The organism is Dielma fastidiosa (genome assembly GCF_000313565.1).
Classification (GTDB): Bacteria; Bacillota_I; Bacilli_A; order Erysipelotrichales; family Erysipelotrichaceae; genus Dielma; species Dielma fastidiosa.
The window spans coordinates 227,494-248,245 of sequence record NZ_HE578928.1 but is presented as its reverse complement, the minus strand read 5'-3'; the positions used below and the strand labels follow the sequence as shown (position 1 = coordinate 248,245).

Sequence of the window (20,752 nt, the reverse complement as noted above, 5' to 3'; positions counted from 1 at the left end):
ATTACATCGTCGTTACAGGCTTTCTTGGCCATGATAGGAAAATCTACTTTTTTGATGCCTACTTTTGTAAAGGTATCAAAAAGGAAAGCGGATAATTTTTCTTACGTTACCTCCTTTGACAGTTATTATAAAACCTGGAGTTCACTCAAAGTCAATGATTATTTGTAGAATGTATAAAGTGTTTTTGAACTTGGAAATACTAAATGGAATAAGATTGCTCCTTAAAAGTTATTGATTTTTATCTGTCAAAAAAATGATATAATAGAAAAAAAGATGCAAGGTGGTGAGTAAATTGGCAACACTGATTGCAACAGAATACAAACAGTTTGAGGATATAAAGCACACTGATGAAAACGGTATTGAGTTTTGGTACGCCCGTGAGCTTTCGCCTGTTTTGGACTATACTAAGTGGGAGAACTTTAATAAGGTTATTGATAAAGCAATGCTTTCCTGCCAAAACAGCGGTTTTGAGTGTGCTGACCATTTTCTTGAGGTCAGGAAAATGGTTCAGCTTGGCAGCGGCAGCGAGCGAAAGGTCAAGGATTATGAGCTTTCACGATATGCCTGCTATCTAATCGTGCAGAATGGTGATCCACGTAAAGAGACAATTGCTCTTGGTCAGACCTATTTTGCTATTCAGACCCGCAGGCAGGAAATAGCCGACGCCTTTAATGAACTGGACGAGGACAAAAAACGCCTCGTCATCCGCGGCGAGGTTACGAGTTGGAACGCCATGCTTGCAGAGGCAGCGAATCAAGCAGGCATTACAGACCAGTTGGAATATGCCCAATTTCAAAACGCAGGCTATATGGGACTGTATGGTGGTTTAACTGCCGCAGATATTCACAAGAGGAAAAAACTCAAAAAAAGCGAGAAAATCCTCGACCATATGGGCAGCGAGGAACTTGGTGCAAACCTGTTTCGCATTACACAAACCGAGGCAAAACTTCGTCGTGAACAGCCGCAGGGATTGGAAATGGCCAGCGGTATCCACTATCAAGTTGGACAAACTGTCCGAGAGGCAATAGCCAAAAATGAGGGTACGATGCCGGAAGATTTACCGACACCCGAAAAGAGCATTGCTGAAATCGGTAAGGAACAGCTTAAAAAACTGAAAGAAAAAAAAGAACCTCTTATCCTTGATGAATAAGACGTATTTATGATTTTGCTGAGGTCAGCAAAATAGCTGCAACTCAATAAGAAATGCGAAAAGACCGCTTGTAGAGATACAGGCGGTTTTTATTAGGGTAGGTAGTTTTAATTGAATATGATTATAAACACATGGTGAATATTTTTTATATTATTTTGATGCAGCGGTAAAACTAAAATCACATCATCACACTATAAACAAAAGGGGGAAATTGCCCCTTAAGTGCATCTATTGATTTTTCCGAATATATATTTTTAATGCTTTAATAGCTAGAAAAATACAATAAATCAATAAAATTATCAATGCTGGGATTAACAGAAACATCAGCGTTTCGAATAAAAAAATGGCCATAAGAGTTCCGTCAGTAAACATTAAGATACCCCCTTTTAATTCATTATATCATGTTGATGTGAATTCAAATATGCTGAATTTTCAATTATTAAGCTACTGCTTTCAAGCATCACCGATTAGCGTTAATAATTTAATAATATTAAGAATTGTGCTATAATGGTCGGGTAATCAGAAAAGGAGTGTGTGCTTATGAATAAAGAACGATTAGTCAATACGTTTCTTGATTTAGTGAGAATTCCATCACCTTCGAGAAATGAACGGCGGGTAGCGGATTATATTCTGAATTTCTGCAATGCTAATGGTATTGAAGTTTATGAGGATGATGCCAATATTGAATATGGCGGTAATGCTGGAAATATTGTCGCAATCCTGCGCGCGGAGAATAAAAAACGTCTGATGTTTTCGGCACACATGGATACTGTATTGCCATGTGATGAAATTAATCCAATTATTGAGGATGAAGTGATTCACAGTGATGGTACAAGTATTTTGGGCGGCGATGACAAATGCGGAATCGCGGCAATGCTTGAAATGATGCTGAATGTAAAATCATTAACGGATCGGCCAGAACTGATCTTCGTTTTCTCATTCGGTGAAGAAAATGGCTTAAATGGGCCAAAATATATGGATACTCAACAGCTTGGCAAAATTGACGGCGCGTATATTCTTGACTCCAGCGGCAGACCTGGTGAAATTGTGAAAGGAGCTCCTTATTTTGCCAACGGTGTACTTAAAGTAATTGGTAAGGAAGCTCATGCAGGCATTTGTCCGGAAAAGGGTGTTAATGCTTTATGTGTCGCCGCGCAGGCTATAACGCAGCTGCATATTGGCCGTGTAGATGAAGAAACAACGTGTAATTTAGGTGAAGTAAAGGGCGGGCTTGCATATAATATCGTTATGCCTTCGGTTGAAATTGTATTTGAAGCCAGAAGTCTGAATCATGATAAATTAGAAAATTTACTGAATCAGGTGCATCTTGTTTTCAAAGAAACATGCAGTGAGTTGAACGCTCGTTTTGAATCGACAGTCAAAATACAAACACCGGGATTCATGATTGATGAAGATGATGAAATTTCAAGAGCGGTTGTAAATGCTTGTGAGAAAATCGGACTGCAGGCTGAATTTAAAACAAGCGGTGGTGCATCAGATGCTAATATCTATAACTCTAAAGGTATCAAGTCACTGAATCTGGCTTGCGGAATGAGTGAAGTGCATACGGTTCAGGAGTATCTGAGAATTGAAGATTTAGTTAAAACAACTGAATTAATAACAGCGTTGATGGAAGAATATAAATAATTTATAAAAGTTATGATGAGTACGTGAAATTCACTAAAAATCATAACTTTTTATTTAGAGTTACAATCGATACAGTAAAGGTAAAAAATAAAAGAAAATGCAGATAATCATTTAGATTATCCGCATTGATATACATTCATATTCTCTTAATTAAACTGTTTAATCAATTTTTCTCAATCATACTCATAGATTGATTGCTGAATGAATAGAGATAGGCATCCACATGATGATTAGGATAAAGATGGTTCAAAGCCTTCACATAGGCTGCCAATTGCTCATCATAACGCAAATGGAGCTGGTGATCTGTCAGCTTTTGATCAGATTTAAAATCAATCAGAATAATTTTACTATCATCCATTGCCACATAGTCCATGTAACCATGCATCAGCTGATTCTCAATCAGCACTTGGAAAGGCATTTCATGATGAACCGTCATAGCAAAGGTGGAACGGAATATTTCATTGCCGTTTAATGCTATCAAATTTTTAATAATACCGCTTGGTATAGTTACATTTAAACGTTTTCCTGTCTCTTGAATCAGCTCAGCGGTCCAGTCAGCACTAGGCAGCAGTTCTGTCAGTTTATGGTAAAGATTACCGGTATCACTTGCCTTTGTCTTATGATCAAAATTAATAGGCTTAATTTCAGCGCTGCCGCCAATTTCTGAAGGTGAATGAATGCTGAGCTTATAGGCTTGATGCTGATAGACAGGCAGCTCTTGGTTATTAAAACTAAGTCTTGGCTGTGTCTTGTTTGACCACGGCGCGTTTACTGATTTCAAAGCAAACAGATCCTGTATTTGAGTTTCTTCCAATAAAGCCTGAAGAATCCAAGAGCTGGTTCCTTTTCTGGCATATATTTTAGAACGCGATAGACCTTCCATGTAGACATTGACATCCTTGACATAATCAACTATATGCATCTGATCCTTGGCTCTGGTTGTCGCTACATAAAGGATGCGCATTTCCTCTTCAAGCTCGCTGCGGTTTTTCTTATGGTCGATGGCGATACGATGGAAGGTAGGCCGCACGGTACGCTGTGGAAAAGTCATGGCTTTTATACCAATACCAAGTTCACGGTCAGCATTCACCAGTTCACGGCTCTCAATACTTGGCATTGTTGAGCTTGCCCAAAGGAAAACAACAGGAAATTCCAAGCCTTTCGACTGATGAATACTCATAAAGCGTACAACATCATCTTCTTTGGAAACCGCATTTGCTTCGGCAGCTTCAAGATCTCTGATCTGTGCGATGGAATTCAGAAAACCAGCGATGCCGCTGCCATGCTCTTTTTCATAATTCGTGATTTTTTCAAATAGTAAATCAATATTGGTTTTATCGCGGATTGTGCAGGCACTTTGATAGAAATCATTCCAATTAAGACACGCGTTAATACATTCGCTGATACTGTCTGTATGATGCTGCCTGATTTCTTCAAACTTGATTAGTGCGTCAGGCTTAAGCCGCTTCAGTGTATCATAAAAGTGTTCTTGATTTTGCCGGGACAGCTTCAAATTAGCTAACGCTTCACTCGACATATTGAAAAAAGGACTGGTCAGAATAGCTGTGAAGTTTAAGTCATCACGGGGATTGATAAAGCAAGTCAGGGCTGAAAGCAGAATCTGTATGCCATAGCTTTCATAGAAGCCATGCTTGCTGTTCATAGTACATGGCAGATTAATTTCATCAAATACTTTTTTCAGCACATCCATTTTCGCGTTACCGCGCACTAAGACAACAAAATCTTTAAATTGATAACCTTCGCGTTCTTTAATTTCCAGTATCTGATTGGCGATATAGCTTGCTTTTAATTCATCTTTGTTAGTATCTGCTTCCATGCCTTCAGTAATATCCTTATAATTCAGCGCATGAAAACAGATGGGCTTTAATACCTTCTGCTGCCATGGGCCGCCAATCGAAGCTAAATCTTCATTGAGGAAAGGCAGTGATTTGAAGCCGTCCACATTCATTAATTTCTCATATAACACATTATTAAAACGAACGATAGTCTCACTGGAACGATAATTCTTTTTAAATACAATCAGCTCATTCAGCTCATCATTCAACTCCTTGTATCCCTGCATAATGGCTGGTGATGCATAACGGAAGCCATAAATTGATTGCTTAACATCACCTACTCTGAACACGTTATTGCCGCGGGTGATAGACAGCACAAGCTCATCCTGTACATCATTGCTGTCCTGAAATTCATCAACCATGATTTCCTTAAATTGATTTCGGTAAAGTGAGGCAACATAGCCGTTATTCGCATGGAGAATCTTTAAAGCCATGTGTTCCATGTCAGAAAAGTCAATCGCTTCATGCGCTTCTTTGATTTTTTCATAGATTTCCATATAGGCAAGAACACAATTGACCAGCTTTTGAACAAGCGGCAGCATGGCTGCCACATCAGATACCATAACGGCTTCTGGATAAAAAGCAGCAAATAGATCTTCAATCTCTACACATTGCTTTCGCAGAGCGGTATAGTTTAGATTTTCCTTATCCGGTGTAGTTGGAATAGCAATCTTAGCCATGGCGATAACAGCTTCTCTTAAACCATCATAATCATATTCATCAAGGGCTTTTTTTATATTATCAATGCCTGCGAGCTTATTAAAAAAGACGGTACTTTTTTTCGCTTCATTAACATAATCAAATTCATAATAATGTTTAATTTCAGACAGTGCGTCAAGATAGGCGCTGATCTGTGTTTCAAGATAATCAAAAAAAGCTTCTTTGATCGTTGACGGCAAATCATGGATTGAATGAATCTTATCATAAGCCTGCGCACATTGGATCAGCCAAGCCTGTGGATCAGGCTGTGCATCTGCCAAGGCAGCTATTTTTAAAATCAATGACCGCAGTTCACCGTCAGCTTCAGGGCGGGGTGAAAGCAGCAGGTTAAGCTTTAAGAAAGCATCATCGCACTGTCTTGTTTCCGCATCAAACAGCTGATCCAGCGCCTGCTGCTGATAAAGTCCCTGAGTAGCAGAATCAAGAATATTGCCCGCCCTTTTAGGTGAACAATTAATGATGTAATAATAGTTTTGAATGATTGATAAGCAGAAAGAGTGAATAGTTGAGATATGCGCCGTTGTTAATTGAGTTAACTGACTGTTTAGGTAGCGTTTTTCTTTTTCATCATTACATTCCGCAATCAGCCGAGTAATTTCAGAGGAAAGACGTTTTTTCATTTCGGCAGCGGCAGCATTGGTAAATGTCATTGCTAAGATTTCATTTAACTGAACGCCGTCTTTTGTCACCAGTTCCACAAGACGCTGAATTAATACACCTGTTTTGCCGCTTCCCGCCGAGGCAGAAACCAATATGTTCTTATTGCGTACATCAATTGCCCGCTGCTGATCAGGATTCCATGACTTACTCATCGTCTTCACCTCCATGGTTCTTCATTAGATTATCAGGAATATCCACAAGCATATCCGGCTTGCGCGTATTGCCGTTAAAACGGCAGATTGGCTTATATTTACAGAATAAGCACGCATCTTCGGCCGGCCTGCATTCAATTCTGCCTGATAAAATCTGTGTGGCTAATGAACGCATCATCTGATCAAGTAAATGTGTGAGAACACGTGGATCAATCACATCACTGGCGGTTATGCCGCTCTTTGCGGAATTTTTAATACCAGCTGTATAATTACCCTCATTGTCCATTTCCTCAACAAATTCACTAAAAATCCACCCCTGAAGACGATGAGCTTTCTTTTGTTCATTCAGCAAAGCTTCCGCATCGGTTTCGATAAACTCACCAGCACCTCGCCGTTTCAGTTTCCCATAAGGCAGCGAAAGATTTTCATTTTTAAATGAATAATAAAAGGCTCCCAGTGCTTCTTTATTTAAAGCTTCACGGCAATGCATCGCATAAGTAATCAGCTGCAGCTGCTGACCGGAGAACACCTTATCTTTAACTAAACGTTTCTTTGAACTCTTATAATCAACAATTCTAAAGAAGCGATCATTCTCATCAATGCGGTCAATATAGCCTTTTAATTTTAAGGTAATACCGCCGCCAACCGGATATTCATGATAGAATTCCTCTTCACACTTCATGGGTGTCAGTGAAGAATGTTCCTCCATTTTTGCCAGCTGACTGCAATTATTCATCAGGGAAAGCAATTCTTTTTCCGCAATCAGATTAAAATTAAGCTGTGGATAAATCTTGTTCAGCTCTGCACATTGCTCATTAATCAGGCTGCGCAGTTCTTGTTCACTAACGTTGGCATAATCTTTACCATAACGATGAACTAGTGTTTCTAATACATAATGTGAGAGGGTGCCGATTTTCTGATCATTAAAACTGGCATCGATAGGTTCCTGAATCCTCAATCCAAATTTTAAGAAATATGCATAGGGACAGCCTGTATAACGCTCTAACGATGATACAGAGCCATGAAGCTCACGCAGTTCATTAAGATATAAAGCATGGGCTGTTTGTTCAGAGATTTGATAGCGGACGGTGCGTGTTTCTTCCTTTTGGATTAACGGATAGAGGATACTATTACTCTGGCCTTTTTCGGCAACGAAGTTTTCTATTTCCAAAGATGCTTCATGATTCTTCCCCTCAAAGTCATTCAAAGGATAAGAGAATATGAGCTTTGGTGCATAGTTCATCAGCACAAAGCGATTCTTAATAAAGTGTCCATAGCGTTCATCAAGCGTAGGATAGCCAGGAATTAAAGCGAGATAGTTTTCATCGAAAATCCCGCTCTCTGAACTAAATCCAGGAAAGCTTTTTTGTGTACAGCCTAAAACAAAGCACGTTCCATCACAAAACAAAAGATCATCAGGATCAAGCACCAGAATCCCGCCGATTGTATCTGCTTTTTTATTGCTGCCCATAGCTTCCAGCTCTTCAAGAACTAAACGGCAGTCAGATTCATCATGAATGGCTTCAAGGGCATCCGCAAATAAACGCTGAATCTTTTTATATGCCTTGATATCGGTTTTAGCTTGCTGATTCAAGATAGCATCAATATTAGTGAATAACTCACGATAAGATTGATACTTAGTCAAGGATTGCATCATCGGCATGATTTTTGCACGTTCCTCTTCTGCTTTTTGAATCAGTGCCGCTACCGTTTCCACATCCCGCTCCGACATTAGATTATATGTAAATGCTTGATTCAAATCAGGGAAAGCATCATCCCATTGGCAGTTAAAAATCTGATAAGCCTGAATTAAAAAAGGCGTCTGAAAGGTTGAAAAACAATTTGTATTTAAACAGTTCAGACAGTTTTCCTGATTATCATCAAGGGCAAAACGCAGCATATTCGCACTCTTCAATGCGAGGTTATTAATACCTGATTCAGATAAAAAGGTATACGGCAGCTGATAACGCTCTAAAAGCTGACGCACCAGCGGGTGATAACTTTGATCAAGCAGACAAAGTTGTACTTGTGAGCAATCCATCTGATCAAGGATGATTTTTTGAATTGCAGCTTCTATTTCCTGACGCTTATTGGCTGCATGATAAAAGGATACCTCTGCATCAAATTGTTCAAACGCATAGACTTCAGCACCCTTATCAATCAGTTTACGCAGACACAAATCTGTAAATGAATCACTTTGACGGTATACAAGAATCAATTTTTTAATTTCATCTTCGCTGATATTGTTTAAGATTTCTAAACGGCGTTCATTTTTTGAAGGATATTGCAGTGTCTTTAAGATATGTTTTAACTCCTTCTGCAGCTCATTATTTTCAGGCAGCATATCAAAGTCCAAACTAAAACCCCTAAATTTTTCCAAGAAAGTAAGACATTCCTTTTCAAAAGAAGGTGTAGTGCAAATATGTTTAAGCTGTTTTAACTCCTCAGCAATCTGCTTCATCTGTTGGTGAATTGAAAGCTTAATCTCAATCTCTGAACGATCTTCATTAAAATCAAAACTCATCAGCCAACTGTTTAAGGAGAGCACCCTTACGCCTCTTATTTGTTTCTCCGCCAGCTGTTTATGAATGAGAACAGCAGCATTTTCAGGGCATAAAATTGTTCTGTTTTCGAGGCTTTTCGTGAATAAATTCATATAGTACCTTCCTTTCTTCCTATATTATAAAGCAAGATGACTTTTCATAAAAGGATTGACCTTTTTTATTGCAAAAAAAGCAAATTTTTGTCATAAAATTGATGTGTAATCATTTTATTTTATTCAATAAAATAGTACAATAAGAAAAAGAGGGATTAAACATGAAATATAGAACGCTAGGTAATATCAAAGACAGAGTGTCCTGTCTTGGCTTTGGTTCAATGCGTTTCCTTACTGATAAAGATGGAAATATCATTCAGGAAAAGGTAAACGAATTAATCAAAACTGCAATGGAATCCGGAATTACTTATTATGATACGGCATATGTATATCATGATGAGCATTCTGAAAAAGCACTTGCTGAAGGCTTGAAGCCTTACCCCAGAGAGAGTTATACATTAGCGGATAAGCTGCCGGTTCATTTGGTAAAAAGTGAAGATGAGCTTGATGGTTATCTTGATCGAATGCTTGAACGGCTGAATACTACTTATATTGACTTTTTTCTGCTTCATGCTATGAGCTTTGAGCGGTTTGAAAAGGTTAAGCTGTATCATATTGGTGAATGGCTGGATCGAAAGAAAGCGGAAGGTAAAATTCGTTATGCTGGCTTTTCCATCCATGAGAAAGATACATTGATTGATGAATTACTTTCTTACTATCCATTTGATTTTGCGCAGATTATGCTGAATTATATGGATGTTGTTCATGAGCCGGGTATGGTTGGTTATGAAAAGCTTACAAAAGCCAATGTACCGGTAATTATTATGGAGCCGCTGCGCGGAGGTTCATTAGCGAATATACCAGATTTTATCGCTGAACCTTTTAAGAAATTTGATGCGGCGAGGTCTTATGCTTCATACAGTTTTCGCTGGCTGTTGAATTATCCAAATATTATGACGATCCTGTCAGGTATGAATGAAATGGATCAGCTTTTGGATAATATCAAAACCTTCAACGATGAAACCCCTGTGAGTAAAGAAGAGCTAGAAGCGGTAAATCAGGTAAGGGATGAGCTAATGACAAAACAGAAGGTACCTTGTACCGGCTGTCGTTATTGTATGCCTTGTCCGTTTGGCGTTGATATACCGGGCAGCTTCAAAGCTTGGAATGATCGTGCTAAGGCACGCTACACAGAAGAGCAAAAGGCTATCCAGTTACCAGCTGAAAGTCCAGTCAATTGTCAGGCTTGCGGGCGATGCGAAAGCTTATGTCCACAGCATATTCAGATTATTGATATGTTAAAGAAATGCAATAAAGAAATGACAAAGGAGTGAGAACGATGAGTGAAATACTGGAAGTTCTGGGAGCGTGTGCTGATCAGAGAACCGATAATGGCTGCTGTGAATTCAACGGCTATTTAGAGGATTATATCACAATTCTTGAGGAGCGTGAGGGCTGCGAAAAGCAGTTAGACCTGTTTAAGAAATTCATGGAAATCAATGAAAGCTACCGCATAATCGTTAATCTGCAGCTTACATGCAGTAAAGAAACGATTGCTAATCAGATCATACGCTACAAAGATGCATTCAAACTTCCGGAAGGTCAGTTAAAAGCACCTTATATTCTCTACACCAAAGTTAATGAAAAAGCTACTGGTATCCTTTGCTCGTTTGGCGGTAAGGATGAAACAATTTATGCCAAAGGGGCTTACCTTGTATTAAGTGAACCTGGTAATCAATATGAAGCAATTCGTAATGACCTTGTGTCAGTTGCCTTTGATGATGAAGTGCTGACACATCAGATGGATTTGCTGAAACGTTTCGTTATGGGCAGTGATAAGGCCGGTTACATTCAACGCGGTCTGGATATGATTATATTTAAGAATCTTGATGAAATGGTTGAAACAGCAACAGCAATCGCACAAGAATTATGTACGGAGGGTGTTGAGGCTTTGAAAGAGGAAGCTGAACCGCGGCAGGCGATTTATAAGCTGATTGAACGCTGGTTCTATCTGAAAAAGTTTGTTTATGTGCAGACGATGATGGATAAAAGCAGATTAAACAGCTTATATGGCGGTAATCCTAAGAAACAACGCCAAGCTGCGAAACAAAATGCTGATGCCATTAAGTATGTGTCTTACAGCGAATGCTGGCAGCATACTTCTAAATGAGTAATAGAAACCCAATCTTTTGTTGATTGGGTTTTGTCTTGTTATGGTATGCTATGTTATAATTTTTATAAAATGTACACTTTTTTGTGCAAATTGTTAAAAAAAAGGGCTGAAATGGTAAAAAATGGAAATTTATTACTCGTTTTTAACGATAAAAGTCTTATAGACAAAAAGTAATAATTAATTATAATGGAGTAGAAAAGGAGGAATTATTTATGAAAAAAATGTTATTTACTTTATTACTGGCTGGGGTTACTAGCATGTCATTGTGCTTCCCTGGACATTGCACACATGTACACAACGAGGATTGCGGACCTGATGGTGTGAACTGCACGCATGAATGTGTTACTGTACAACCATTGGGAGATGAACACGTACCTTATTAATCTAGGAACAAAAAATGGGTGGCGGCATGAATGAGCTAGGGAATAAAATAAAGTTATGGAGAAATTATAGGCATCTTACTTTGGAACAATTAAATGCATTGACTGGCATACATTATGCGAGATTAAGCAAATTCGAAAGAGGTGTTGAAATTCCGAATCAGCAAATGCTGGAGAGAATTGAAATTGCTCTTGATGTGAAATTTGATGATCTTAAAATAGTTGATGAAGAAATAGAGGCATTGATTTTCGATTTTATTGACACTCTTTTCTATATGAGAATGAATTTTGACTATTTCATTGATATTATTAATGAGAAAAGAGAAGTTTATATGATTAATCAAAATTATTATAAAATTAATTTGATTGAATATATTATTTCAGTTTTGAAAAGTGAAATAGAAGTATCTAATAAATTAGAAAAAACCTTAAATTCTACAGTAGAACCTAATACTCTTTATCAACAACTATATTTAGAATATAAAGCAGTAAAGATGCATTCATTGAGACATTTTAACGAAGCTTTTGTTTATGCTGAAAAGGCATTATCTATTTCTAATTACAATAAGAATACTGCAATGATTAATTTCCATTATAGCTTATTGCATCATGACTGTGGTCAGTATGAAGATGCTAGAAAGTATTTAATGCAAGCCAAACAGATGTTTCTTGATGGTTGTTCTTATAAAAGAGCAATAAATTGTGATATTCAGATGGCTAACATTTATACTAGAATAGGATGCTATAAGAAAGCTATAGAATTACAAATTGCTTGTTTAGAAGTTTTTCATTATATGGAAGTAAATGATAGTATGAGAGCTCTCACATTGAGAAATACAGCTTGGGTACATATTTTAATGACTGAATATGAAAAATCATTGAAAATTTTAGATGAGGCTGAGATACTAGAACCAAAAAATGGTAACCTAATTTTATACAAAATTTGGTGTTATTATAGTTTAGGTAGATATGATGACGCAAGAAAAATAATAGATGATAATCAATATTTACATGATGTATCTATTTATAAAGATCGATTCAAATTATTTGAATATCTAGTCATAAATGGAAATCAAAAGCCTAGTAAGAAACTAATCAATAAAGCTAAAGAAGTATATGAAAATTTAGCAGAAAAAGAAGTTTATGAAAACATGTACTTCTATCTCGATATTCTTATTGATTTACTGGATAGAGCTGGTGATAAGGATGAATTAATCCATTACTTAAAAATTAAAGGGCATTTGGGGAAATGAACTATTAATTACCGTTAAGAAATAGCAACTATTAGCTGCTATTTTTATTTTTGTAAATAATGGTTAATTTGAGGAGCAAAATGTTTACTAATGTTGTTATTAAGGCATGATTTGTTCTATAAATATTTATATCTCGAATATTGTATTAAAAATATATAATGAAAATTTGATTAAAATCAATAATTTTTGTGTGTTTATAATCGAAATTATCGTTAATTTTATAAATATGCTCTTGATAATGGTTTTTGCGTTGATAATTAAGGATAAAACTTTTAATTTATTGCTTTAATTTGTATTTTCACATTTGGGTTTGAACAGAAGATGTAAATAGTGTACTATAAAATTAAGATATAGTTATTTATATACTTAGAATTATTCATTAATCAAAAATTGTCAAACAATTTTGAGTAAGGGGGAAATGCATTATGATTAAAAAAGCAATTTGCTGCTTAGTATTATTAATTTGTTTTGCTTTTATTGGTTTAAAGATATTTGAAAAGTTGAGTCCAAACTCTCAAGATAATGATCAACAAATTATTTCAGATGAAAATAAAGTTGATGATCAAACAGATAATGAAGCTCACGCTGAAAATTTGAATAATTATCCTCAAGAAATAAATGATGTTAATAATTATTTCGGGATTGTGGAGACAACACAAAAGCAAATTTTAGATTTTGAAACGGTGGATAGTGAAGCCTTATTGAATGATTTTGTAACTTTAGAGTGGCCAGCCGATGTTTATTTCTCGCCGCTTTATCTAAGTGATGACGGTGTTGTCTATGGTGAAGCTGATAGATCCGAAAACAGGAGTGCATTATTTTTAGCTTCTTATAACTGTAATACTGGTGAATTTAAAGAACTGAAAAATATGGATGGAGATTCAATATATGCTTCGTTCAAAATCCTTATAGTTTATGAGAATAATTTAATATTTGAAGAATATAATCAAGCCAATGGTATAGCATATTATTATATGTATGATTTAGATACAGACATGTATAAAGTAATTAAACAGAGTGAAAATGTCCCTCCACATTATAATATTGCAGATATGGATAAAAATGGACTCATGTTTAATTGGTATGATGATTTATCAACCGAAGACAACAAATACATTATTACATATTACTCATTCGCAATAAATGAATTTGAAGTGGTTGAAGAAGAAAATAGCGGACACCCTGTTTATCATAAAAATAAATGGTATTATTTACGGGAAGATAAAGAAAATATGATTACTCAACTAATTCAATATGATATGAGAACTAAAGCTAAAACAATAATCTATGAAACTACTGGATTAGAGAATTGTATGATGGGCTTGTATGGAGACGAGAATAACCTAATTCTTATGATGAATAACAATTCGCTGACAAAAGTTTACGAGATAGATGTCGAAAAGGATAAAATCTTTTATTATTTTGAAAGTGAATGGATTGAAGCAGTCAATATCAAAAATGGTATAATGACTTGGTCTGGAACAAAAACTATTGAAAACAGAAGTCGGCCTCAAAATTATTTGTTGGATCTGAACACAGATATTCATTATTTGTTTGCAGACAGCGACTTATTGTTATCCAATACTGGCATTGCTTGGATAGATTTGAAAAAGCCGGATAATGAGATTGCGAAAGGGCAGCTTTCAATCAATGAAAATTCACAGCTTGCTTATCAAAAGATGAATTAGAATTTATATATAATATAAGGGGGAAATATCATGAAATCAATCATTAAAACTATACTTTCCTTATTCCTAGCTGTTTCTTTATGTGGAAATAAAAAAGTTATGGCAAGTTATAAAATTGATAATTTTACAAGCAATTATAATTTTTACCTGAATATCAATGACGGAAAGGGTTTGCATACAATTATTAGAAGTAATGGTAAAGGTGATTTCACTTTTGAATTGTTTAAAAATTCAAGACTAATTAAAAGTGAAACAAGGAAGATCTATGAAAAACGTCTTAATCACCCATTTGAAGATTCATATAAAGAATATTATGAATCTGATGATGGCTGGAGTATTTTGGATCGTGAGGAAGAGGATTTTGTTGCGTTAACTTGTCTTGCTAAATTAACTAAGGAGGAGGAAGTTACTGTAAGTTATTTTGAAATACAAAAAGGCATAAATGATTTGTATGTTGATCAATTCAAACTAAGATTGGCTGATTATGCTAGATTAGAAAATGATTTGGATTCAGCTATCAATGCCATGATTGCTGCTGTTAAATTTACAGGAACCTTTTATATAGCCTATCCGTGGTTAGTTCATGAAGTATTGATGCTCATGATTGATGAGATAAATAATAATTATGAATTAACTAAGATGGATGAATTATATAATGAAATGGCATTTTTCTATGCAGAACTTCTTAGGGATAGTAATGAATAAGCTTTGTGTGTTGTTATATGATTAATCAGTTTCTAACTTGTGCCATGTACCTTACATCACGCACGATGATGTGAGAGGATGACAATAAACAAATTATTTATATCCAAGCCGACTGGCAGAAGTATGACTTAATGAAAAGCTGAATTTATTGACATTGATACTACATTTAATCATGATATGTAGTATGGTGATAAGGTGATGGCATAAAAAAGAATGAAATTATGACGAAATATTCAAATAATAACAATGGAATTATTAATATAAAAGATATTATTGAACATAATATAAATAAGAAAAAAGTCATCACCATGAGCGGCGATGACTTTTAATATATTCTTAATTACTTAGAAGCAGTAGCTGCCATAACGATGGCATTTACATATCCCGGAGCATCAACTAAAGTTGTGCTTGAAATTGTATCAAGAACTTCTTCACTTGATTTACCGCCTAATTCCTTCAACTCAGCAATTGTCTTGCCTGCTACATAATCTTGTACCATATTGAAGTTTTCGTCGATAGCGATAGTAGCACCGCTCTTAGCCATATTAGCACTGTACATTTCAGCATTTACACGTTTAGAACCTAATACTTTTGTAGGATCAGTTAAGTTATCTTTCAAAGTTTCACTGTTAGGAACACCAGTTGCTTCTGCACCGTCAAGATATTGGAAATCATCGATGTAAGCAAGGACAACTTTATCACCATCAGTTACAGCTGTAGCAAGTGTGAAGCACTTTGTGCCGTGAGCAGCAGCTTCAACTTGTCCGATTTTCAGAGCAGCAACATCACCTTCGTAAGTAACCTTAGGATTGCCCTGAGCAGCTTTAGCAGCTTCTACGATTGCATTCAAGTAGCCTGGCATATCGACCAAAGTAGCTCCTGAAATTGTATCAATTAATTCATCACTTGTTTTACCAGCTAATTCTTCAACTTCAGCAATTGTTTTGCCAGCTACATAGTCTTGCATTGTATTGTAATTGACATCAATTGCTACTGTTGATCCGCTCTTAGCCATGTTTGCACTGTACATTTCAGCATTAACACGTTTAGAACCTAGTACCAAACCCTCATTCCAGTAATCAGCTAAGGTTTCACTGTTTGGAATACCAGTAGCATCTGCCGCTGACAAATACTGATAATCATCAATGTAGGCAAGCAGAATCTTGTCTCCTTCAACAACAACAGTCGCTGTTGTGAAGCATTTAGTGCCATGAGCAGCAGCTTCAACTTGTCCGATCTGAAGCTCGGCTTTAGCGGCTGGCTCAACCACCTTATTATCGTCCACAGGCTTTTCAGGTTCAGTTGGTTTTGTTGAACAGCCTGCTACGGTTACCGCACATAAAAGCGCAGTAAATAATCCTATAATTTTCTTTGGCATAAATTAATGTACCTCCTAATTAAGATTATAGACTGATTATATGTAGAATTCCACACGTTTGCTCATTAATTATCATGTGTGGATAAATACTGTTTATATTTAGAACAATGTGGTGAAAATTTAGAAAATATTTTAAAAAAACTGATGTTTTTATCATCAGTAATTAGTTAAATTAATCAATAATGCCAGCCATACGCATTAACTCTTTCGCGTTGGTTGTTTTACACTGACCGTCCTTGATCTGATAGTCAAAATGAATTTCATTATTCTCGTAGGTTTCTGAGAAATGATAATTCGTTAAGGTTGGCAGTGCTGTGCATAATTCAAAGTCGTGGGTGGTCACGATTGTGATCAGCCATGGCTGATTCAGACGCTGAATCGCTTCCTTAGCACCAACAATACGGTCAGCGCTGTTGGTACCTTTAAAAATCTCATCAATCAAAATTAAATTAAAATTTTGTGTTTTACTGGCTTCCATAATATCTTTAATACGCAGGATTTCTGCATAGAATGTGGATATACCTTCTGATAATTCATCATGCAGACGCATTGATGAGATTACACGCATGGGTGTACAGCTGAAGCTTTTGGCACATACTTCACAGCCCATCAAGGCTAATACGGTATTAATGCCTACGCAGCGCATAAAGGTGGACTTACCGGACATATTGCTGCCAGTAATAATATTGCTGCCTTTAAGATTAAAATCATTAGCTACTACCTTATCAGGATCAATCAGCGGATGGGCACATGCCTGCGCGTCAATGCTTGGCAGCTCTTCTTTATGTACTAACGGTGTGCATGTATTGCGCACTGCAGCTAGAATTGAACAAGATACTAAAGCTTCCATTTCACCGGCTGTTTCAAGCCATTGCTCCAGCTTATCTCCATATTTATTTTTCCAGTGTTCCAAAATATACAGACACTGCAGATCAATCATAAACAAACCGTTAAAAGCAAGGTAGAGGATAGGGTTATTACGCAATGAAAATAATGATAGGATAATGTCTAAACGCTGACAGGCAGAGCTTGCGGAACCATTGCTATTTAAAATTTGCTGAATCCCTTTCAGGCGTTCGCTTTTAAACTCGGCGGCTTCTATGCATTTGAATAATTCCATAGATGCCGATATCTGATCCTTTAATTGACCATAACCATCAATTTTTTCACCGCTGCGTAAAGAGATGCCGATGGATAAGAATAATTGAATAAAGAAGGCAAGGGCAAATACAATGCCGGGCAGTTTATCAAATGCCGCCAGTAAACCAATTAAAAGTAATAATAACGGCATCAGACATAAAAATGGTAAATACTTATAGGAGGTATATTGTTTAAAACTATTTAATCGATCTTTAGTGGCCTGACAGTCAGTTCCGTTTTGAATCTTTTGATTAATTAATAATTTTTGAAATTGTATGGAAAATTCATGATTGCTTAATTCAGAAACCGCAGCCTGCTGTCCAGCTAGTTGATACAGCGGTAATTTTCCGCATAGTATGTCATAAAATGCCTGTTTGCCAAAGCATGTGCGGGCAATCGATATCAATTGATAAAGCGAAGCTTTGCCTATTAAATCAAGATCCAGCAAGGTAGCATCCGCATTCTTAATAAATTCATCCCCCTTTTCAGGGAAATTTCGCCAGCCGCCGTGTATACGGTCTAAATATTGCCGGCATACAAGAATTTCATGCTCACAATCTTTGATTTTAGCTTTAATCTTGCCATGTCCCATCACTGCGAAGATAAAAGCAATCAAAGCGGCTAAAGCCAGCCAGCCGCCTATGCTTTGCCCCATATTACCAGCCATCACGATACCGGCAAGTATCACAATGAAAAAACTAAAACGCAGGATCGAGTAAAACCCTGACTTTTTCTTCAAGGCTACCAAGTAATTTTCCAATCGTTTTATTCGATATAACCACTTAGATTCATCAATCATAAAATCTTCCTTTCCGCAAAAAGCGATATGTTGTCATATCGCTTACTTTGTTTCATCTAAATATTGTTTCATTCTGGCTGCTAAACCTTTACATTTATCAATGCTCAGACTGCACACCGCAACGCGGATACCGTGATTTACCTTTACGGTAAATATGTTATTTGCCAGCAGCAGCTCATGATAACGGTCACGGCGGTCATTATCCTCAATCTGTATCGTTACAAAGAAACCTTCCTTATATGGATAACATGGCAGAGAGCATGCCTCAGCTTCAGTTTTAAAGATTTCACTGCGCTGTTTAAGATAGTCAATATAAACAGCTTTTTCATTCATGAAATCATCATAATGCTCAGTTGTAACCTGATAGAAGTTATCCATAGCAGCGTTAGGAATATTACTCCAGATAGCACGGGCTGATTTTTCAAAAACTATTTCTGCCTGACGTACACTCTCAGCACTTTGTGCCAACAGAATAGCCGCACCGCAGCGCAGACCATAAGAAGTCATCGTTTTAGAACAGCTGAATGCCACTACTACCATGACTTGTTCTGAAATGTTATTGAAAGCTTCCATATACTTTCTTGAATTCTCTAAATCATAGGCATAATCAATATAGGCAATATCATTCAGGATTACACAAGGTACCTGTTTGCTGCATTCATTCATAAAGGCAATAACTTCATCCCATTCACCGCGTGTCATTGTATAACCGGTAGGATTGTGACATGGATCATTGATTACGACACAAATGCGGTTCTGATCATTAATCACACTCAATACAGTTTCCTTGAAAGACGTAAGATTAAATTTATCACCATCAAACATTTTATACTTTTTGGCCTTCAGCTGTTTGTCAGTTGCCATTAAAGCATAGGAACCCCAAGCAATATCCGGCAGAATTACAGTTTCTCCCGGTTCTAAGATATCGGAGAATGTCATGGATACCGCACCCGTACCGCCAGGTGTGGCAATGACACTGTGCGCCAGCTTTACATCAGCCGCGCCGATTGTCCATTCCGCAACTCGCTGACGGAAAGTAGGATTTCCCGTAAAACTGGAAGCATACGCGGCTTTAACTTCTTTTTTGATTTTATCATAATTATCAAAAACACTCTTAAAGGCTACCAGATTGCCAGCTTCATCATAAAGTGATCCAATTGTCGCGTCAACGACCTGATCAGCGCCAAATTTAGCTTTTGCTTCCTTGGCTTTAGATACTACGGCAAATACGGTATCCTCAATCGGTGTCAGATTAGCACTGTTTTTTGTGAAATTCATACTGAACCCTCGCTTTCTTAATGGTTATATACACCAATTACTTTAAAATTAGAACTGCTGTTTCGGCATTCTTCAAGCATACTCTGCATCTTCTCATCACGATAATGACCTTCAATTTCCATATAGAAATAATACTGCCAAGAAGCATCCTTTAAGGATCTTGATTTGATATTTTCCATGTTGAAGCCATATTTTGCTACAATCTGCATGATTTTAGCTAACTGTCCGGATTCATGATGCACGGTAAATACAATTGAGAGATGATTGCCATCTTCCGGCAGTTCATTGCCGACAACGACAAATCGGGTTGTATTATCTTTGCTGGTGTTAATGTTCTCTGCAAGGACTTCAAGGCCATATAATTCAGCTGTTTCAATAGAAGCTATCGCGGCTTTGCTTTTATCCTGGCTCTCGCTGACAAATTTTGCCGCCAGCGCGGTATTCGCATAAGGTATTAGTTCATAATCAAAATTCTTAAGAAAATCCTGACATTGGTTAATTGCCTGATCCTTGGAATATACCTGTTTAATATCGCAGAGTGTCGCACCTTTTAAACCAAGCAGATTCTGATTGATTTTTAAATCATAAATGGATTGTATCACAACATCATACTTAAATAATAAATCTAATATTTCGCCGACTTCACCTGTATAGCTGTTTTCAAAAGGCAATACAGCTTTTGCTATCTCATGATTCAGCACACCTTTAACGGCCCCTTCAAAAGCAGCGTAGTTTTTCATTTTGCCATGCGGGAACAAACGCTGCGTCGCAATATGGGAGAATGCGCCAAGCACACCTTGATAGCCATATGTATCACAATTGACAATTGATTCCTGATAGCTTTTTGATATATCCATTACCGCCTGAATATATTCACGGTAATAGGGTTTCAGTTTTTCGTTCTGCATTTTAATACTATTTTTTTCAATCACCTCAGCCTCACGGTCAGGATCGAATATTTTCATATTATTCTTTAATTTATATTCAGCAACTTCTTCGACAGCCTTCATGCGCTGTTCAAACAGCTCACGCATCTGAACATCAATCGCATTGATTTTTTCTCTTGCCTTATCTAGTTGATTCAAGCGGGCACCCTCTTTCACTATCATCTATTTTATAACAAAATTGTTCCTTTGGATAGACGGAAAAACGTTTTCAGAAAAGAAATGTAAGCATT

General features: G+C 36.8%; 14 protein-coding genes. 8 read left to right on the top strand and 6 right to left on the bottom strand.

The genetic code is table 11. The features are described 5' to 3' along the window. The first annotated feature begins 292 nt into the window (after nucleotides 1-292). Nucleotides 293-1,150 carry a DNA damage-inducible protein D gene (dinD, locus tag DAHG_RS13035; protein WP_022938791.1) on the top strand — a complete coding sequence of 286 codons (858 nt, stop codon included), beginning with the start codon at nucleotides 293-295 and terminating at the stop codon, nucleotides 1,148-1,150. Nucleotides 1,151-1,690: 540 nt separating this feature from the next. Further along, on the top strand, nucleotides 1,691-2,797 hold the full coding sequence (locus DAHG_RS13025; protein ID WP_022938789.1) for a M20/M25/M40 family metallo-hydrolase: 1,107 nt from the start codon (nucleotides 1,691-1,693) through the stop codon (nucleotides 2,795-2,797). Between the two features lie 163 nt (nucleotides 2,798-2,960). On the opposite strand, the gene DAHG_RS13015 is transcribed toward DAHG_RS13025, so the two are convergent. Both DAHG_RS13015 and DAHG_RS13010 read right to left on the bottom strand, forming a co-directional pair. Beyond that, nucleotides 2,961-6,185, bottom strand: a complete 3,225-nt coding sequence (locus DAHG_RS13015; RefSeq protein WP_022938787.1) for a UvrD-helicase domain-containing protein — start codon at nucleotides 6,183-6,185, stop codon at nucleotides 2,961-2,963. Continuing rightward, the gene (locus DAHG_RS13010) at nucleotides 6,178-8,841 is read right to left on the bottom strand and encodes a PD-(D/E)XK nuclease family protein (protein WP_022938786.1); all 2,664 of its coding nucleotides are present in this window, start codon (nucleotides 8,839-8,841) and stop codon (nucleotides 6,178-6,180) included. Before DAHG_RS13010 ends, DAHG_RS13015 begins: the two co-directional genes overlap by 8 nt. Nucleotides 8,842-9,002: 161 nt before the next feature. Between DAHG_RS13010 and DAHG_RS13005 the strand changes: the two genes are divergently transcribed. From DAHG_RS13005 to DAHG_RS12980, 6 genes are all read left to right on the top strand, one after another. Next, nucleotides 9,003-10,115 carry an aldo/keto reductase gene (locus DAHG_RS13005; protein ID WP_022938785.1) on the top strand — a complete coding sequence of 371 codons (1,113 nt, stop codon included), beginning with the start codon at nucleotides 9,003-9,005 and terminating at the stop codon, nucleotides 10,113-10,115. Between the two features lie 5 nt (nucleotides 10,116-10,120). Then, nucleotides 10,121-10,951: a hypothetical protein gene (locus DAHG_RS13000; RefSeq protein WP_022938784.1), complete on the top strand. Its 831-nt coding sequence runs from the start codon at nucleotides 10,121-10,123 to the stop codon at nucleotides 10,949-10,951. 215 nt (nucleotides 10,952-11,166) lie between these two features. Beyond that, entirely contained in the window at nucleotides 11,167-11,337 is a 171-nt protein-coding gene (locus tag DAHG_RS21180) for a hypothetical protein (RefSeq protein WP_022938783.1), read from the top strand. 26 nt (nucleotides 11,338-11,363) lie between these two features. Beyond that, the gene (locus DAHG_RS12990) at nucleotides 11,364-12,587 is read left to right on the top strand and encodes a helix-turn-helix domain-containing protein (RefSeq protein ID WP_161650537.1); all 1,224 of its coding nucleotides are present in this window, start codon (nucleotides 11,364-11,366) and stop codon (nucleotides 12,585-12,587) included. 425 nt (nucleotides 12,588-13,012) lie between these two features. Further along, nucleotides 13,013-14,275, top strand: coding sequence for a hypothetical protein (locus tag DAHG_RS12985; RefSeq protein WP_022938781.1), 1,263 nt, complete (start codon nucleotides 13,013-13,015; stop codon nucleotides 14,273-14,275). 30 nt (nucleotides 14,276-14,305) lie between these two features. After that, complete coding sequence (locus DAHG_RS12980; protein WP_022938780.1) at nucleotides 14,306-14,980, top strand: hypothetical protein; 675 nt, start codon at nucleotides 14,306-14,308, stop codon at nucleotides 14,978-14,980. Between the two features lie 340 nt (nucleotides 14,981-15,320). On the opposite strand, the gene DAHG_RS19610 is transcribed toward DAHG_RS12980, so the two are convergent. The 4 genes from DAHG_RS19610 to DAHG_RS12960 form a co-directional block, all read right to left on the bottom strand. Next, nucleotides 15,321-16,358 (bottom strand): hypothetical protein, encoded by a 1,038-nt coding sequence (locus DAHG_RS19610; RefSeq protein WP_022938779.1) that lies wholly within the window; start codon nucleotides 16,356-16,358, stop codon nucleotides 15,321-15,323. A gap of 172 nt (nucleotides 16,359-16,530) precedes the next feature. Then, nucleotides 16,531-18,297 carry a MutS-related protein gene (locus DAHG_RS19605; protein ID WP_022938778.1) on the bottom strand — a complete coding sequence of 589 codons (1,767 nt, stop codon included), beginning with the start codon at nucleotides 18,295-18,297 and terminating at the stop codon, nucleotides 16,531-16,533. A gap of 42 nt (nucleotides 18,298-18,339) precedes the next feature. Next, nucleotides 18,340-19,575 (bottom strand): pyridoxal phosphate-dependent aminotransferase, encoded by a 1,236-nt coding sequence (locus tag DAHG_RS12965; RefSeq protein WP_022938777.1) that lies wholly within the window; start codon nucleotides 19,573-19,575, stop codon nucleotides 18,340-18,342. 17 nt (nucleotides 19,576-19,592) lie between these two features. Beyond that, the gene (locus tag DAHG_RS12960; protein WP_022938776.1) at nucleotides 19,593-20,660 is read right to left on the bottom strand and encodes a bifunctional chorismate mutase/prephenate dehydratase; all 1,068 of its coding nucleotides are present in this window, start codon (nucleotides 20,658-20,660) and stop codon (nucleotides 19,593-19,595) included. Nucleotides 20,661-20,752: the final 92 nt, after the last annotated feature.

Bases quoted from the DNA above. Each gene is read 5' to 3' on its own strand.
- DAHG_RS12965 (WP_022938777.1), bottom strand. From the start codon at position 19,575: ATGAATTTCACAAAAAACAGTGCTAATCTGACACCGATTGAGGATACC.
- DAHG_RS12985 (WP_022938781.1), top strand. From the start codon at position 13,013: ATGATTAAAAAAGCAATTTGCTGCTTAGTATTATTAATTTGTTTTGCT.
- DAHG_RS13010 (WP_022938786.1), bottom strand. From the start codon at position 8,841: ATGAATTTATTCACGAAAAGCCTCGAAAACAGAACAATTTTATGCCCT.
- DAHG_RS19610 (WP_022938779.1), bottom strand. From the start codon at position 16,358: ATGCCAAAGAAAATTATAGGATTATTTACTGCGCTTTTATGTGCGGTA.
- DAHG_RS12990 (WP_161650537.1), top strand. From the start codon at position 11,364: ATGAATGAGCTAGGGAATAAAATAAAGTTATGGAGAAATTATAGGCAT.
- DAHG_RS13000 (WP_022938784.1), top strand. From the start codon at position 10,121: ATGAGTGAAATACTGGAAGTTCTGGGAGCGTGTGCTGATCAGAGAACC.
- DAHG_RS19605 (WP_022938778.1), bottom strand. From the start codon at position 18,297: ATGATTGATGAATCTAAGTGGTTATATCGAATAAAACGATTGGAAAAT.
- DAHG_RS12980 (WP_022938780.1), top strand. From the start codon at position 14,306: ATGAAATCAATCATTAAAACTATACTTTCCTTATTCCTAGCTGTTTCT.
- DAHG_RS13025 (WP_022938789.1), top strand. From the start codon at position 1,691: ATGAATAAAGAACGATTAGTCAATACGTTTCTTGATTTAGTGAGAATT.
- DAHG_RS21180 (WP_022938783.1), top strand. From the start codon at position 11,167: ATGAAAAAAATGTTATTTACTTTATTACTGGCTGGGGTTACTAGCATG.
- DAHG_RS13015 (WP_022938787.1), bottom strand. From the start codon at position 6,185: ATGAGTAAGTCATGGAATCCTGATCAGCAGCGGGCAATTGATGTACGC.
- DAHG_RS13005 (WP_022938785.1), top strand. From the start codon at position 9,003: ATGAAATATAGAACGCTAGGTAATATCAAAGACAGAGTGTCCTGTCTT.